This window comes from Vibrio campbellii CAIM 519 = NBRC 15631 = ATCC 25920 (assembly GCF_002163755.1).
GTDB lineage: Bacteria > Pseudomonadota > Gammaproteobacteria > Enterobacterales > Vibrionaceae > Vibrio > Vibrio campbellii.
Genome location: NZ_CP015864.1, coordinates 902,044 through 918,736, shown reverse-complemented (window position 1 = coordinate 918,736; position 16,693 = coordinate 902,044). Strand labels below are relative to the sequence as shown.

General features: G+C 45.5%; 15 protein-coding genes. 10 read left to right on the top strand and 5 right to left on the bottom strand.

What is annotated here, in order from left to right; genetic code table 11:
• Positions 1-72: 72 nt before the first annotated feature.
• Positions 73-282, bottom strand: coding sequence for a cold-shock protein (locus tag A8140_RS20060; RefSeq protein ID WP_005433440.1), 210 nt, complete (start codon positions 280-282; stop codon positions 73-75).
• Between the two features lie 366 nt (positions 283-648).
• Here A8140_RS20060 and A8140_RS20055 point away from each other — a divergent pair, with 366 nt between their 5' ends.
• Positions 649-939 carry an alternative ribosome-rescue factor A gene (locus tag A8140_RS20055; protein WP_005534515.1) on the top strand — a complete coding sequence of 97 codons (291 nt, stop codon included), beginning with the start codon at positions 649-651 and terminating at the stop codon, positions 937-939.
• Here A8140_RS20055 and A8140_RS20050 read toward each other — a convergent pair.
• Entirely contained in the window at positions 911-2,074 is a 1,164-nt protein-coding gene (locus tag A8140_RS20050; protein WP_005534512.1) for a threonine/serine exporter family protein, read from the bottom strand. The two genes, A8140_RS20055 and A8140_RS20050, sit on opposite strands and share 29 nt — an antisense overlap.
• A 363-nt stretch (positions 2,075-2,437) precedes the next feature.
• On the opposite strand from A8140_RS20050, the gene A8140_RS20045 reads away from it, so the two are divergent.
• The 8 genes from A8140_RS20045 to A8140_RS20010 all read left to right on the top strand — a co-directional run bounded on the left by A8140_RS20045 (position 2,438) and on the right by A8140_RS20010 (position 12,136).
• Positions 2,438-3,880, top strand: coding sequence for a transporter substrate-binding domain-containing diguanylate cyclase (locus A8140_RS20045; RefSeq protein ID WP_005534510.1), 1,443 nt, complete (start codon positions 2,438-2,440; stop codon positions 3,878-3,880).
• Positions 3,881-3,997: 117 nt separating this feature from the next.
• A complete protein-coding gene (locus A8140_RS20040) occupies positions 3,998-4,744 on the top strand; it encodes an outer membrane lipoprotein-sorting protein (protein WP_005534507.1) in 747 nt (248 codons plus the stop codon).
• A gap of 66 nt (positions 4,745-4,810) precedes the next feature.
• Complete coding sequence (locus A8140_RS20035; protein WP_005534505.1) at positions 4,811-6,040, top strand: ABC transporter permease; 1,230 nt, start codon at positions 4,811-4,813, stop codon at positions 6,038-6,040.
• On the top strand, positions 6,030-7,265 hold the full coding sequence (locus A8140_RS20030) for an ABC transporter permease (protein WP_005534503.1): 1,236 nt from the start codon (positions 6,030-6,032) through the stop codon (positions 7,263-7,265). Before A8140_RS20035 ends, A8140_RS20030 begins: the two co-directional genes overlap by 11 nt.
• On the top strand, positions 7,265-7,978 hold the full coding sequence (locus A8140_RS20025) for an ABC transporter ATP-binding protein (RefSeq protein WP_005433467.1): 714 nt from the start codon (positions 7,265-7,267) through the stop codon (positions 7,976-7,978). Before A8140_RS20030 ends, A8140_RS20025 begins: the two co-directional genes overlap by 1 nt.
• A complete protein-coding gene (locus A8140_RS20020) occupies positions 7,971-9,230 on the top strand; it encodes a hypothetical protein (protein WP_033000460.1) in 1,260 nt (419 codons plus the stop codon). The genes A8140_RS20025 and A8140_RS20020 overlap by 8 nt, the downstream gene beginning before the upstream one ends.
• 162 nt (positions 9,231-9,392) lie before the next feature.
• A complete protein-coding gene (locus tag A8140_RS20015; protein ID WP_038863533.1) occupies positions 9,393-11,393 on the top strand; it encodes a HAMP domain-containing methyl-accepting chemotaxis protein in 2,001 nt (666 codons plus the stop codon).
• A 263-nt stretch (positions 11,394-11,656) separates the two neighbouring features.
• The gene (locus A8140_RS20010) at positions 11,657-12,136 is read left to right on the top strand and encodes a Dps family protein (RefSeq protein WP_005532403.1); all 480 of its coding nucleotides are present in this window, start codon (positions 11,657-11,659) and stop codon (positions 12,134-12,136) included.
• Positions 12,137-12,243: 107 nt separating this feature from the next.
• Here the strand turns inward: A8140_RS20010 and A8140_RS20005 are convergent, their stop codons facing one another.
• On the bottom strand, positions 12,244-12,858 hold the full coding sequence (locus A8140_RS20005) for an HAD family hydrolase (protein WP_005532404.1): 615 nt from the start codon (positions 12,856-12,858) through the stop codon (positions 12,244-12,246).
• Positions 12,859-12,983: 125 nt separating this feature from the next.
• On the opposite strand from A8140_RS20005, the gene A8140_RS20000 reads away from it, so the two are divergent.
• Entirely contained in the window at positions 12,984-13,979 is a 996-nt protein-coding gene (locus A8140_RS20000) for a S66 family peptidase (protein WP_005532405.1), read from the top strand.
• A gap of 28 nt (positions 13,980-14,007) precedes the next feature.
• Here the strand turns inward: A8140_RS20000 and A8140_RS19995 are convergent, their stop codons facing one another.
• Both A8140_RS19995 and yiaY read right to left on the bottom strand, forming a co-directional pair.
• Positions 14,008-15,084 carry a PQQ-dependent sugar dehydrogenase gene (locus tag A8140_RS19995; protein ID WP_005532406.1) on the bottom strand — a complete coding sequence of 359 codons (1,077 nt, stop codon included), beginning with the start codon at positions 15,082-15,084 and terminating at the stop codon, positions 14,008-14,010.
• Positions 15,085-15,235: 151 nt separating this feature from the next.
• The gene (yiaY, locus tag A8140_RS19990; protein WP_005532407.1) at positions 15,236-16,384 is read right to left on the bottom strand and encodes an L-threonine dehydrogenase; all 1,149 of its coding nucleotides are present in this window, start codon (positions 16,382-16,384) and stop codon (positions 15,236-15,238) included.
• Positions 16,385-16,693: the final 309 nt, after the last annotated feature.

The window sequence follows — 16,693 nt, the reverse complement described above, 5'->3', positions numbered from 1 at the left end:
GAAGTATCAACAAATGAAGGGCAAAAAAATAGCCAGCTAAAAGCTGGCTATCATATCAAAATCTTAAAAGGATTAAACTAGAGTGATTTTCTCAGCTTGTGGACCTTTTTGACCTTGAGTGATTTCGAATTCTACTTTCTGACCTTCAACAAGCGTACGGAAGCCGTCACCTTGGATTGCAGAGAAGTGAGCGAAAACGTCAGGACCGTTTTCTTGTTGGATGAAACCGAAGCCTTTAGTTTCGTTGAACCACTTAACTGTACCAGTAGCTTTGTTAGACATGTCTATTTCCTAAATATCTAATTTTGTGTAAATCTCGCCTAATCGGCGCTTATAGCGTGGAAAAATAAATTGCTATTGCGTACCACAGGACGGGGGAGTTACGAGTAATCCAACGAAATGTGAAAACAAAGAACTTTCTTTCTAGCCGTGTTCGAGTCTAGGTTAATTACGGGTATAGTCAACATATATCGACCTCTCAAGGGCAAATATTTGTATCTAGTCACTTTTTATACGCTGTATTTTTGATGTTTTTTCAAATAAATGACGTTGTTGTGAAGTTTTTGGGGGCAAAATGAAATTTATTATACAAATTTGACTATTTTCCCTAATTATTGTCCAATCTGGTTCGACCATTAAGGAGGATCTATGGCGAAGAACAAATCTAATCCTCAGCCGAATGAATTGGTTCAAGATACTGAATTTGGCAGAGGCGAAATTAAAGACAATGCATTGAAAGCCGTTGTCACCAGTCAACTGTTTAGAACTCGAGTTGTAAAAGCGAAAAAAGGCAAAGGCAGCTTCAACCGGAAAGCGAAGCATAGAGGCAAAGAGCCCTATTCAAAGTTCTCACTAATGTGGATTTTGAATAGGGCTTTTTTCTTATCTGAAGGTTATGGAGATACGGTGTCTAGCGTTCGATTTTTGGTGAGTAAATAGAATAGGCTGTGATTTGCCCTGCAACGATCGCCGAGAACATAAACAGCGCAGACAAACCAATGCTTGGGATCGGCAAAATCGATTGCTCAAACACGGATTGGCTCGCACTGACCAATACACGGCTACCCGGAACCAATATGATAATGCCTTGAACAATGTAGATAGAGCCCGTCAGTTCCATCTTTTTCGCAATCCAAGTCCCGTATAGGGTAATCAGTACAGTGGTAACCCAAGTGCCCACAACCCAGCCACTTTCTAAACCAAGATAAAATGGCCCCCACATTCCCAACATTGCCACAGGTAAGCCGAGTAGAATGTCGATAGGGCGGGCATTAAAGATCACCCCAAGGCTGATTGAAATGATGAACAATCCACTAATGTGCATCCAAATAGGAACTGCATTGGTGTAGGCGATGGATTGCGCTTGACCCCAAATGGCTTCACCGATATTAAGCCCCATGGTAATGCCGACAAACAGTTTGATCAGCGTGAGCGCACATTGCCCTAATAAACTGGTTCCTGAAACCAAATCGTTGAACGCGAGACACTCCAGCGAGTTAGCGATAGAAAGTCCGGGCACAAACAGAACAATCGTAGCGATACAGAGCGCCCACACTGGAATAGGCAATCCAGTGCTGGATAGGTAAGCGACAATAATGCCAGTGAACAAAGCCGCGATAAACTCAACCGCAATTGCACGTCTCGCTCGGCAAACTTGCTGACATCCCCAGACCATAAAACCGAGAATAAAAGCAAAGCCGATCGCTTCCAAGGTACTGCCAACCAACATTAAGTAAGCGGGTGGAATACCCATGTTTGCCAATGCGATGATCCATGAAGGATATCCCGCAGGTTCAGGGACAGGTTCGCTACTTGGTTGATTGATACGAATGATGGTGTTGGCCAGCAAACTCAAGTTAATGGAAGCTGGTTTCAGGCGTTTGAGTACCACTGCGTTGTTGTCATCAGGAAACTGATAATTGATCGCGGTTGGTGTGGCTTGAATCATCACATCCACGCCATGTTTTTGCGCATAGTGCTGAGTGTATTTCTCTACTTTGTAAGGTGCACAACCACTGCGATGCAAGGTATCGCCAATTTCGACGATTTTGTTAATTCTATATTGAGAAGGCATGGCGAAAGCGAAAATTTTGGGTCACAAAAAAATTGCGCGTAAGTTAACAAAGCGATTCTTATCGAGCGAATAATCATTACTTTTTTGATGTGATTTTGTGGGCTGTGTCAGGTGTTGTTTCGTTTATCGCGGATTTGCATCGAGAACGGTTGGTACTATCGCACTTTCATTCATATAAATTTCATAATAATTCGCGATAAATTAATAAATACTTCTAGCAATAAAGTACCGTTTTTCAGATGAAGTGTATTAATTTGGATTCATATCAATAAGAGTCTCTTCCCATATCTAAAAGCTCTGCTGTATCTTTAGTTCGATTTAAGTCTTAGATAACTCTTTCGGACAGGGTGGCGAGAAGTAGGAATGACTCTCATACGTTATAGTACTTATGTTTGGAAAAACACCACGTTTAGCATTGCTCTATTAATAGTGGGCGTGCTGCATAGTGCTGTGACGTATGGTCAAGAGACCCAGAAGGAGACTCTCGTTATCGCTAATTCAAAAGCGTGGAAGCCTTTCTCTTATCTCACACCAGATGGTGAGCCTAAAGGCATCTTAATTGATTTTTGGCGTGAGTATGCCGTTAGAAATGATGTTCATGTTCAGTTTCTTCTGCTTGATTGGGAAGACTCTTTGCTCGCAGTGAAAGAAGATAGAGCAGACATTCATGCTGGGCTCATATTTTCAGAAGAGCGCAACCAGTACCTGAACTTTGGCACAGTGATCATGCCTATTGATACCCAACTGTACGTGAACAGCGACCTTTTGGGCATCGATGTTGATTCGGTGTTGGCTGGGGAGTCTGCGATGGAGGTGGGGTTAGTTAAAGGGGGATATGAAGAGACTTTCGTTCGTAAGCGTTATCCCAATGCCGCAATAAAACGGTTTGCGAATAGTGATGCATTATTAAAAGCCGTTACCGACAAAAAGATATTCCTGTTTGTGGTCGATACTCAAGTGTCTAATTTCTATATGGCGACGACATCAGATGCAGTGACGTTCTTGCCTGCATTACACCTTTATAGCAAAAGCTTGAGAATCGCGACGGGAGAGGCGAGCTCAGAGTCGATCGAAGCCATCTCCAAGAAATTTGAAACGGTGTTGGAAGCCGACAAAGATCGAATTTTAAGTCGTTGGATCCACGTTAAAACGGTTTATCCCGCCTATTTGGCGCCCCTTGCTGTGTTTGCTCTTATTATCGCGGCTATGTTCCATATCTTTTCACTCAAACGCACGGTGGCTCTGCGCACGCGGCAACTCACTATGGCGAATCAACAGCTTTTTGAGCTCACCCTGACTGACCCTCTCACTAAGCTTTATAATCGACGTCACTTGATTGAGCGTTTAGCGACGTTAAGTAACGTAAGGCGAAACTTGACCGTGATGGTGTTTGATATTGATGACTTCAAATCCATCAATGACCAATTCGGGCATGTGGTTGGCGATCAAGCCATTATCGCCGTTGCGAATACGGCGAGAACCGTGATCGATGAAAGAATGACGTTGGCACGCATTGGTGGTGAAGAGTTCGCTTTGGTGACAGCTTCGCTTTCTGCTGAAGAAGCTGAAGTACTCGCTCGTACAATTTGCACCCAAGTGCATTGCTCACCGGTGACTTTGGATGGACAAACGATTAGCGTGAGTATCAGTTTAGGGTGCGCGTATTATCCAAAATTTGATGAACAACCAAGCCTGCAAGATGCAGATCAACTTATGTACCGTGGCAAGGCAAATGGGAAAAATCGTGCAGTGTTCCAAATCATTAACAGAAACAAAGTTGAGCCATTACTTCTTAAAGCTCAGTGAAACTTTGAGCGAGCTCTCGCTGACCTCTATTCTCTTCTTGCTATACTGATCTGAACTCTCTGTTTTTATTGTTATTTCTGATGCTAATCGTGTCGGGATTCAGTGCCGAGGACAGTTATGCGTACTGCTTTGTTATCTCTCATGTGTTTGTTCACTTCATTTAATGCTGTGGCTGAAAGTGCTTCTGATATCGTGCAAAAATCAGATCAGGCAATGCGCGGCGATTCCAGTTATACCGAATCCACTATGGAGATCATTCGCCCCGATTGGACTCGGTCGATGACCATGAAAAGCTGGACCAAAGGGACGGATTTGTCTTTGGTGTTGGTTACGGCGCCAGCCAAAGATAAAGGCAGCGCTTCTCTAAAACGACAAAGAGAAATGTGGAATTGGGTACCGAGCATTGAACGTGTCATCAAAATTGCGCCATCTATGTTGAGCCAATCGTGGATGGGCTCAGATTTTACCAACGATGACTTGATCAACCAGTCTTCTATCGTGGTCGATTATCAGCATCAACTAAAAAGCGAGGATGTGTTTGATGGCGACAAGGTTTGGGTGATAGACGCCGTCGCAAAGCCAGATGCTCCGGTAGTGTGGAGTAAAGTAACGCTATGGATTTCTAAGTCGACGTATCTACAACGTAAAGTGGAATTCTACGACGAGTTTGAAGAGCGAGTGAACGTGATGACGTCTTACGACGTGAAAGAGCTCGGCGGGAGAAAATTAGCGACCAGAATGGAAATGCAGCCGCTTGATAAGCCAGACAATAAAACCGTACTTATCACCCACCAAGCACAGTTTGATTTCGATATCGATGACAGCTTTTTCTCTCAGCAACAGATGAAATCGCTGCGCGACTGAGTTTGGGTAAATGAACGGCTAAAAGAAGAAACGGATAATTAAAAATCAACGGAAGGAAACGAATCAATGCTTGTGAAACTGGCTTGGCGAAACCTCTGGCGACAAAAGCGCAGGACCTTGCTGACGGCGTCTGCGTTGGCATTGGTGTTGTTTCTTTCGCTTATTACACGAGCGTTTCAAGAAGGGAGTTACACGTCCAATATTAAAAATGCCGCCAAGTTTTATACGGGTCTGATTCAACTGCAAAACCCCGACTTTGGTGATTCTTCTAGCATTGATGATATTTTGCCGCAAACCAACACCTTCGTTTCGGCGGCGAAAAACAATCCCAATATTGATGTGGTATTACCTCGGGTGGAATCTTTTGCTCTAGCCGCAAAAGACGAACGCTCAAAGGGCGTGATGGTGTTAGGCGTGGAACCTGAAGCTGAAGATAAGTACTCCAATATCAGCGACAAATTGATTGAGGGAAGCTACATCCAATCAGGGCAAAAATCAGTGTTGGTTGGTGGTGGTTTAGCCAATTATTTGCAACTCAAGGTTGGCGATGAACTGGTGCTGTACGGTGCCGGTTATCGAGGGCAGACCGCGGCAGGTTTGTATCAAATCTCGGGCATTCTTCATTTTCCTTTGCAGCAACTTGATTCTCAGTTGGTGTACATGCCGCTCGATACTGCGCAAAGCCTGTATTCATTGGATGACCAAGTCACCGCATGGGTTTTAAATACTGAGAGTTTAAGAGACTTACCTGATACCGTTGAACAGCTTAAAGCCGAGTATGGCAAAAATGTCGCCGTGAAAGATTGGAAAGAACTTTCGCCAGAAATGGCACAGCAAATCGCCTTAGATAAAGCGGGCGGCATTTTCTTGATTTACATTCTCTACGGCATTGTTGGTTTTGGCTTGTTTGCGACAATCTTAATGACGACATTGGAACGCCAACGTGAGTTCGCTGTCATGCTGGCAACCGGAATGCTGCGTTCCAAGCTTGTCCTTCTGCTCACGGTAGAGTCTGTGTTTATGTCCGTCATTGGCGTCCTTATTGGGCTTATTGTGAGTGCTCCCGTGTTGGGGTATTTCTACTTTAATCCAATCGAAATTACCGGCGATGCTGCCAAGCTCATGCGCGAAAGTGGTTTTGAACCTATTGTGCCCGTTTCGCTTGACCCACACTTACTGCTCAATCAAATCGCCGTCGTGCTGTTTATTCTCTTGTTGTGTTTACTTTACCCAATGATTCTTATGCTTCGAATGCCTATTGCGGCAGGGTTAAAAGGAGGTGCTCATGCTGGTTAAGTTGGCTTGGCGTAACTTGTGGCGTAACAAGTTGAGAACCTCAATCATGCTCGGTGCGATGGTATTTGGCTTGATGGGCGTGGTTGCCATGATGGGGTTTATGAATGGCTTGGTCGATAGCATGATCAAGAACGCTATCTCATGGCAAACCAGTCACTTTCAGATCCAGCAAAAGTCCTACTTGGTCAATCCTGAGCTAAAAGATGTGATTCCCGATGCGAATAAGATAAGCAAAGTGTTATCGGCTAATCGAGAAGTGAAAGCGATCTCTGAGCGATTTCTAGCAGATGGCATGATAGCGTCGGCGCGCAGCACACGTGGTATTCGCATCAACGGCGTTAATATCGAGCAAGAGCAAAACATCACGCCACTCTCGAAACATATTGTCGACGGAGAATGGCTGAGCGAAGAAGGCAGAAACCCGATTTTGGTATCGAGCAAAATAGCCGAACGATTGAAGCTACGAGTCGGCTCCAAAGTCGTACTTACTTTGTCTGATGTGAATGGGGAAGTCGCAGGCGCGGCATTTCGTGTTCGAGGTATATTCAAAACACCATCGACAGGGTTTGATGACGGTAATGTCTACTCCCGCAAAGCAGATCTTGAAAAGGTCGCTGGGCTGAGTGGCACACACGAAATTGCGATACTCCTTACTTCTAATAACGATGCTGAGCTCAGGCAGTTACTGGCGTTCACTCACTCTATTTTGCCGCCGGAAAGTAAAGACTTGCTTAGTGTGAGACCTTGGCAAGAGATCCAACCTTTGCTCTCGACCATGATGAGCACAATGGATGTTTCCAACCAAGTGATGCTGGTGGTGTTTGTGCTGGCGATGACCCTTGGTATCATCAATATCATGCTGATGTCGGTGTTTGAACGCACGCGAGAGTTCGGTGTGTTAATGGCTGTCGGGATGCAAAAACACAAGATACGCTTGTTGATCGTTTTTGAAACCTTGTTCCTCGGATTAGGCGGTTGTGCGCTTGGGTTGCTCGGGAGTGCAATTATGTTCAAGGTGCTGAGTATTACTGGATTGTCGCTGGCTGGTATGGCTGAAGGGTTAGGGGCTTATGGCGTGGATACCTTGCTTTATCCACGGGTATCAATAACGGAATATCAAATGATCATTGTCGCGATTTTTGTTGCCAGCCTTATCGCAGCCCTGTATCCCGCACGACAAATTTTGAAGCATCAACCTGTGGATGCCATGGCGGAGAAAAGCTAATGACCATCAAACTAGAAAACCTAACTAAGATTTACAACGCCGATGGTGATTTCCCTGTGCACGCAGTGCAGTCGGTAGACTTGGAGATTAAGCAGGGTGAGTTCGTTGCGATCATGGGGCCATCTGGTTCGGGTAAAACGACGTTGCTGAACATGATTGGCGGTATTGATGCCCCAAGCTCTGGCAAAGTGGAAATCGACGGTTGTATGATTTCATCGATGTCAGAAAAAGAACTGATTGCCTATCGTCGCGATAATATAGGCTTCATCTTCCAAGACTACAGTTTGTTACCTGTGTTAACCGCGCTTGAGAATGTGGAATTCGTCATGCAGCTGCAAGGTAAAACAGAGCGAGAATGCCGTGAACGTGCGACGTCCTTGCTTGAACAAGTGGGGTTAGCGGAACAAATGAATAAGGTGCCAGGTAAAATGTCCGGCGGCCAGCAGCAGCGTGTTGCGGTTGCTCGTGCTTTAGCGCCAAAGCCTCGTTTTGTCATGGCGGACGAACCCACTGCCAATCTAGACGCCAAAAGCACCGCGGAGCTGCTCGACATTATGGAGCAACTGAGCGAACAAGAGGGAACGACGTTTATCTTCTCGACCCATGACCCGAGAGTGATAAAACGTGCACACCGAATTATCGTGTTTGAAGACGGTCGTTTGGCGCGTGATTTCAGCAATATTGATAATCGCGCAGAGAGGTCGCATGCATAGAGCTGTTTCCCATTTGTCTGCGATTTGTACCAACGCTCTCCGATTACATACTTACTTGCCAAGAACGAACATAAGTGCAGTGTTTATCAAGGCGTTAAGTATTTCCCTTCTTAGCCTTCAGGCTGGTGGCGCCTTTTCTGCGGTTCCCGGATTAGAGCCACAAAAGTCATGGGATTTGGACGGTTACATCAAATACATGGCAACCTATAGTATTCCTGATGGCGCTGACAATACGTTTGATAACCTAATACACAATCGACTTAACTTTGAATACCGTTTTTCTTCTAGTTGGCGAGTGAATGTTGGGCTTAGAAATCGAGCTCTTTGGGGCGATTCTCCCGACTTTCCTGGCTATGCCGATTTGGTCGCGTTGGATTCTGGTTACATGGATTTAAGCAAAAACTGGCAAGAAGATGATGTGGTCATTAACAGTCAGCTTGATCGCTTGTATCTCACTTGGCAGCAAGATGACTGGGGAGCGCAACTAGGGCGCTTTCGTATCAATTGGTCGATGAATACGATTTGGAATCCAAACGATATCTACAATGCGTATTCGATTTACGATTTTGACTATGAAGAGCGGGCAGGCACGGATGCAGTCATGTTGAGCAGGAAGCTAGGTTTTGCCGATGGGGTAGATTTGGTGTTTTCGCCTGCTCGTGAATCAGGGCAAAACAGTGCCTCACTGCGTTATTTCGCCAATCAATCGGGATGGGATTATCAGTTTATTGCAGGACGAGCTCGGATGGATTACGTACTCGGCGCTGGTTTTGCGACGGATGTGTTTGATGCGGGTTTTCGAGGAGAACTCACGTGGTTTGATCCCATTGATCCAGAATTTGAAGGCGAACCGACCAAAAAGACCGCGGTTGCCAGTTTTGAATCGGATTACAGCTTTGGCGGAGAACGCAGTTGGATGGGGCGCGCAGCGTGGTTATTTATCTCCGAACCGCAAGATGCATCGAGCGCATTGGCGTATTTGAACCTTCCTCTCGATGCAAAAACATTGAGCTTTACACGAAATACATGGTATGCCGATATGAGCTTTGATTTAACGCCTTTAAATCGTGTCACGCTCTCGGCCAGCTACTACGATGACCATTCCTATTTCCTTGGTATGTCGAGTAACTACTCCCTCGCTAATGACTGGCAATTACTTACAGTGATCCAAAGCTTTAACGGCAGCAGTGGCAGCTTGTTTGGCGAAGCGCCTTCGACTTTGTTGTTTGCGAACGTAAAGTACAGCTTTTGATGCTGACTGTTCCCTTATCAGTAAAATAAATCGCCAATAGGTTCCCTAATTTTTACGATAAGCACCCGGATACATTCTTTTTTGTTTAACTTGTGATACATACATTTAACATTCTTATTAATCTCGTTATATTTAAGGCTCATCGTTGTCAGGAGTTTATGGATGAACCTTACGATATCAGGGAAGTTGCAGCTCAGTTTTGTGCTGCTAGCCGTACTTTTTATGGCATCAGCGGTATTCACTTATCGCAACGTCACCACCGTAGAGCAATACGCCTCTTCGCTACTTAAATCCGATTTACCGACCGTAGACACCAGTCGCGGTATCCAACAGTCCGTTCAAGCGTCGCTGTCTTCTATTCGAGCCTACATGTTGCTAGGTGGCGATGAAGAGGCTAGCGCACGTCTAAGTGAGGACGTACGCAATATCATGGCATCTACAGACGAGTCGCTTCCAACGTTGCAGGCTTTGATCTCTGAACAGGATTTTCAAGCGATCCAAAGCCAGTGGGATGCGGTAAAAGTTTCTCTGAACAAGCTGATTGAGCTCAGCCACAGTGATGAGAACTTACCCGCGCACAACCTCTTTATTAACGAAGCAGCCCCCATTGCAGAAGTGGCACTTGATCAGCTTCAAAGCTTAATCAACGAAGAGTCTGGAAACCCATTTGGTGGAGACAGAAAGCGTCTGTTTAAAGTCTACGCCGACAGCTATACCTCGCTCGCCAATGCATTGTCTGCTCTGCGAGATTTCCTGTTGTACGGGCAGCAAGACCATCTAGACAAATACCACGATTTGATTAAGTACCACAATCAGTCTGTCGCGGAAATCGACAGCAAACTCGACAGACTTACCGACAACGACCAATCATTGTGGTCACTGTTTAAAGAAATGCAGCAACTGTACTTTCCTTTAGCAGAGCATGTAATTGCATTACGTCAGTCACCAGAATGGAACGAATCAAACTTGTTGATGGCGAACGAACTGTTGCCTGCAGCAGATGCACTAGACCAAAGCTTAGAGACGATCGTATTGGCTCAACAAAGTCGTGCTGATCAAAGCGGACAGGGCATTAATCAGTCGATCAAGAATGTACTCACCACCATGCTGATTGCAGCGGCATTGGTTTTGTTTGCCGCGATAGCGATTTCAAAATACATGGGCAATACCATTGGTCGCCGAGTGAAAAACTTATCGGAGCGAGCCAAGACGATCGCTTCAGGGGACGTTTCTCAGCCTCCGCTCACTGTTGTTGGGAAAGATGAATTGGCAGACCTTACCGATTCGATTAACCGCATGAACCAATCGTTAGCGAGCATCGTGGCAGGGGTGAGTGAAAAAGCGCACCAAGTGGATACCAGTATGGGGGCTTTGTTGGAATCGGCGCAAGTCACCTCATCGAATGTGGAACAGCAACAGACCAGCATTGTTGAAATGGGAAGCCAATTGGATGAAATCGCTTTAGCCGCGCGTAACACTCTAGATCAAGCCAATCAATCAGTGCAGAAGCTTTCTGATTCAAAAGGCGAGATTGAACAAGGTCGCGATGCTTTAGAGCAAAACAAAGTCACCATGGAAAGCTTGCATGGCAGCATTGAAACCGCGAGCACGCAAGTAACACAGTTAAGCAAAGAGAGCGAAGCCATTGGCCGAGTTACGGAAGTGATTGAAGGCTTGGCAGAGCAAACCAACTTACTGGCATTGAATGCGGCGATAGAAGCGGCGCGTGCAGGTGATCAAGGTAGAGGCTTTGCGGTTGTGGCGGACGAAGTGCGTATGCTGGCGACTCGCACTACTCAATCGACGACAGAAATCAACGGCATCATCAATGCGATTCAACGTTCGACTAATTCAGTGGTTGAGGAAATTGAACACAGCCAATCACTTGCGGAGCAGGGTGCAGAGCACATTGAAAAAGCGGTCACTCGTTTGCTCGCTACTACTGAGCAAATCGGCTCTTTGAATGAGCAAATGGCAGAACTTGCAGCAGCGGCAGAGCAGCAATCGCATGCGACCAATTCGATCACGGGATTGATGTCTGATATTACACAATCAGTGGACGAAGTTTCGAATAACAGCCAACGTGCATCAGAGACGTCATTGCAAGTAAAAGAACAAGTTACTGAGCTGAATCAACAGATGGCAACTTTCAAGACCGCATAAACTTTCTCTAGAAAAGCAAAAGCCCAGTACCTTGCAATAAGATACTGGGCTTTTTGTTGGATGATACGCCGATATTCTTCTACCTGCTCATTGGATTTGGCTATTTAAATCATAGCTAAAACCAAATTCTCTTCACCGAGCCGGAGTCGTAATATGACTCCATCGGCAGCAAATGCTGCAAAAGAATTTTTAAACTTTATACCAATCCCAGTAAGAGAATCGTTTGTTACTACGATTGGTATCATCCTTCTAGGAGCAAGATTATGAACAAACAAGTAAACCTAATTGGTCTAGACAGCGAACAATCAGCACAACTAGCTCAACAACTCAATCAGCTACTAGCGCATTACCAAGTGTTGTACATGAACTCACGTGGTTACCACTGGAACATCAAAGGTCAGCAATTCTTCGAACTGCACGTAAAATTTGAAGAGATCTACACGGATCTACAAACAAAAATCGACGAGCTTGCAGAGCGTATTCTAACCTTGGGTCATACTCCAGCACACGCATTCAGCAACTACTTGGAAGCAAGTGAAATTAAAGAACATCAAAACGCGACTTCTGGTGAGGAGTGTGTACAGGGTCTGGTTCAAGGCTTTAGCGTTCTACTTCTAAAACAGCGTGAGATTCTACAAAACGCGGGTGAAGCAGATGACGAAGGTACAGCGGCATTGATGGGTGACTACATCCGTGAGCAAGAAAAACTTATGTGGATGCTTAACGCTTACCTACAAGGCTAAGCGACGCATCACCCAAGCAATCTTTGGGAACGCATGAAACAATCGGGAATAAGTCATAAGGGGCACGTTGGTGCCCCTTTTTTTGTTTGCGTGTTTTACGTGCGTGTTTATGTTTGCGGTAAGGATTGGAAATGGCTCAACAAATCGCTGAGTTCGCTAAGCGCCAACGAGGCTGAGTCATTGAAGGTTTCTTGATTACCGTGATGAACAAGGCAAGAGGGCATCCGCGCGTTGTACGCAGCCTGTAAGTCATAAAGATAATCGCCAACATAAAGCACTTCATCTGGCATTAAGCGCCACTCCTTCGCCAATACCTGCAAAGATAGTGGGTCTGGCTTGGGCGGGAAACACTCGCGAGTGATGACTCGTTCCACTGAGATTTGGTTGTGTTCTAGTTTGCGCTGCGTGGCGATTTGACAGTTGCGCGTCACGATAGCGGTTTTGATTTCATTTTGATGCAAGTGAGCGAGCAATTCATGACAGCCAAGCATGGGGGCGGACTGCTCAGCATCAGAAATCTCGTAATCAAATATCACGTTATGAGCGTGCTCTCGATGATGAGGGTGCTCAAGTGCTTCGACAAAATCTAATAGATCTTCACTCTGCGGACAACCGAGCTGTCGACGCACTTCACCGAAGTTCATATCAGAACTCACCAAGGTGTTGTCTAAATCGAACACCACGGCTTTAATTTTATCGAGCTGTAAAGGGAATGGATTCATAATGACCTCGTACAACTTAACCGAACTATCGTTTTAAAAAACAGAAGGTTACTGTCAAGTTTAGATTATTCTGATTAGATTGTACGAAAATAAATCAACCATGTATCACAAAACAAGGACGAGCCATGATCATTCCTAAACCATTACAAAAAGGCGACACCATCGGCTTTTTCTCTCCGTCATCTCCAGCCACGGTATTTGCTCCAGAACGTTTTGAGCGCGCTAAAGCGTATGTGGAAGCACATGGTTACCAGGTAAAAGCAGGCTGCTTAACGGGTAAAACTGACCAATATCGCTCGGGTTCGATTCAAGAGCGAGTAGAAGAATTGAATGCGCTGATTCGTGTTCCCGAAGTGCGCTGTATTATGTCGACCATTGGCGGTTATAACAGTAACTCATTGCTACCTTACATTGATTACGAGGCGCTGAAGCAAGATCCCAAGATCATTGTTGGTTATTCGGATGTGACGGCTCTGCTCATGGGCATTTATGCACAAACCGGCATCGTTACTTTCTATGGTCCTGCTTTGGTGGCCTCTCTGGGTGAATTCCCGCCATTGGTGGACGAGACCTTCGCTTCGTTCGAATCGATAGTGAATACATTAGTTGGCTTGGAGCATCAATACACAATGCCACAAGGTTGGACGGATGAATGGATAGAGTGGGGCGAGCAAGACCGCGCAAAGCAAACCTTGCAAAACCATTGGCATTTCAAAGGCGAAGGCAAGATCACTGGGCGTTTGATTGGTGGCAACCTTAATACCATGACAGGCATCTGGGCAAGTGAGTTTATGCCGAGTATCGAACAAGGCGATATCTTGCTGGTGGAAGATTGTTTGCAGGGCATTGAAACGGTCGAACGCTCTTTTGCGTTGCTTAAGCTTTCTGGTGTGTTTGAAAAAGTCAGTGCAGTTGTTCTTGGCAAGCATGAAAAGTTTAACGATAAAGGCACAGGTCGTGCACCTATAGACGTGTTATTAGAATTACTTAACGGTCAACCACTGCCAATTTTGTATGACTTTGACAGCTGTCATACACACCCAATACTCACCGTTCCATTGGGCTCGACCATGACGCTCGATTTTGACAATGAAACGGTGGCAGTGAGTTTAAAGAGCTAGCTTTGTCTGACTAGCTCTTAAGAGAAAACTAGTTCTCCTCAAGACGAAATATTTTCCCGCTGTCGGTAGAAAAATAGATATAACCATCGGGGCTGGTGGTTATATCTCTTACTCGCTCACCAAGATTCTCCATCAATCTTTTTGATTCGGTGAGCCTGCCATTCTCAATAGAAACCACGTTGATGTGCGCCAGTTTCAATGCACCGGCGAGGATTTTTCCATCCAACTCAGGGTACTTATCGCCACGGTACAAAATCATATTGCTGGGTGCGATAGAAGGGATGTAAACCATCTTGGGATCTTCCATTCCTGGTAACGACTTAGCTTCCCCGACGTCCAATGGTCCCCAATATTCTTTGCCATGAGAGACTTTTGCCCAGCCGTAGTTTGCGCCTTTCTTGATTAGATTAATTTCATCGCCGCCGCGTGGTCCATGCTCAATCGACCACAGCTGTTTTGTTGCTTCGTCGTAGAACATACCTTGTGGGTTGCGGTGCCCGTAACTCCATATCTCAGGGCGAGCTTCGGAAGGTTTAAAAGGATTGTCTTGCGGAACCGAACCATCAAGGTTGAGGCGTAGAATACTGCCAGCATGGGTTTGAGTGTCTTGCCCATTATCACGTTCGCCACGGTCACCGATTGAGAAGTAAACTTTGTCGTCAATAAATGAAATTCGACTGCCGTAGTGACGCCCTGTGTCAGTGATGGCATCAGCAACAAAGAGATCTTTCCAGTCCACAAGCTGGTTGTTTTGCAATTGCGCCGTCGCTAACGCCACCGTATTGCCTTTTCTCATGTGTTTGCTGTAGGTAAAGAAGAGTTGCGGGTTTTGCTTATCGGCATTCGGTTCGAGCGCAACATCCAATAAGCCGGCTTGTCCACTGGTGTTCACATTGAGGACGTTAAACAGCTTTTGAGGTTTGCCTGTGGTGATATCCAGCAACGAAACCGTACCGTTCTTTTCATTAACGATAACGCGATGTTTATCTAAGAACTCGATCCCCCAAGGGATCTGAAATCCATTCGCCACTTCGTTAGCGCGGTATTCGGCAGCGTTGGCAGAAAAGGATAAACAAGCGAGTAGGGCAGCAGCAATCGTTCTCATGGTTCCTTCCAATATGAATCGTATTATTGCTTAAAAGCTAACACTAAAAGAGAACGTTTGTCAGAGCATGAGTAGTATCAGAATGTAAAAAATCCCCGATACGAGATCGGGGATTGAATTAAGGCAATAGAGATTTGTTTAATTAGCGAGATTACATCGCTTCTTCAAAGATCTTAGAGATTTCTTCGTGAGTTGCTTGTTTAGGGTTAGTGAAACCACAAGCGTCTTTCAGTGCGTTGTCTGCTAGTGTTGGGATGTCTTCTAGTCTCGCACCAAGCTCTTTAATACCTGCTGGGATACCCACATCTTTCGCTAGAGTAGCGATAGCGTCGATTGCTGCCGCTGCACCTGCTTCGGCAGACATGCCTTCTACGTTTACGCCCATTGCTTTCGCTACATCACGTAGACGTTCAGGACATACTTGCGCGTTGTAGCGCTGTACGTGAGGTAGAAGAATCGCGTTACAAACACCGTGTGGAAGGTCGTAGAAACCACCTAGCTGGTGTGCCATTGCGTGTACGTAACCTAGAGACGCGTTGTTGAAAGCCATCCCCGCCATGAACTGTGCGTATGCCATTTGTTCACGAGCTTCTAGATCTTCACCGTTTTTCACTGCTGTGCGTAGGTAAGCTTGGATAAGTTCAATCGCTTTGATTGCTACCGCATCAGTGATTGGTGTTGCCGCGATAGATACGTAAGCTTCAATCGCGTGAGTTAGGGCATCCATACCTGTTGCCGCAGTTAGCGAAGCAGGTTTAGCTAGCATTAGCTCTGGATCGTTTACTGAGGTAAGCGGTGTTGTGTGCTTATCAACGATAGCCATCTTGATGTGACGCTCTTCGTCAGTGATGATGCAGAAACGCGTCATTTCAGATGCCGTACCCGCAGTCGTGTTGATTGCGATAAGTGGCATCATTGGTTTTGCAGACTGGTCTACGCCTTCGTAATCTGCAATTTTGCCGCCGTTAGAAGCAACAAGCGCGATACCTTTCGCACAGTCGTGTGGTGAACCGCCGCCTAGAGAGATAACGAAGTCACATTCGTTATCAGTAAGAAGTGCTAAGCCGTCATTAACGTTGCTGATCGTAGGGTTTGGTTGAGTGCCATCGAATACAACGGTTTCCACGTCGCGTTCTGCCAGTAGATCTTGAACCTGCTTTACCACACCGATTTGGTTAAGAATCTTATCCGTAACAATCAAACCTTTTTTAAAGCCTTGAGATTGGATGCTGTCTGTTGCGTCTTTCAGACAACCAGCGCCCATTAGGTTTACGGTAGGGATAAAAAATGCACTTGTCATATTGGATTGCTCCGTCGTTATTTTTAATAATCTTTCTTAATCTGTCATTTACTCTTGCATACTCCATTCTTGGTTGAGATTGATCTAGAACAAGATTACCCCCTTAGAGGTACCTTTAAGGATGAAAATGTGATGCTAGTCTTGCTGCACAGTGAGTTAGTGCAACATTAAATCAACAGATGGAAAATGATTCATTTATTACGCAAACGATTGGCAGGAATGATAGGGCTAGTGTGTTTCTAGATTAAGTGAGAAGAAAGTATAAAAAATCCCCATTAATATGTTCTTTATCAACGGGGGTATGGTGTG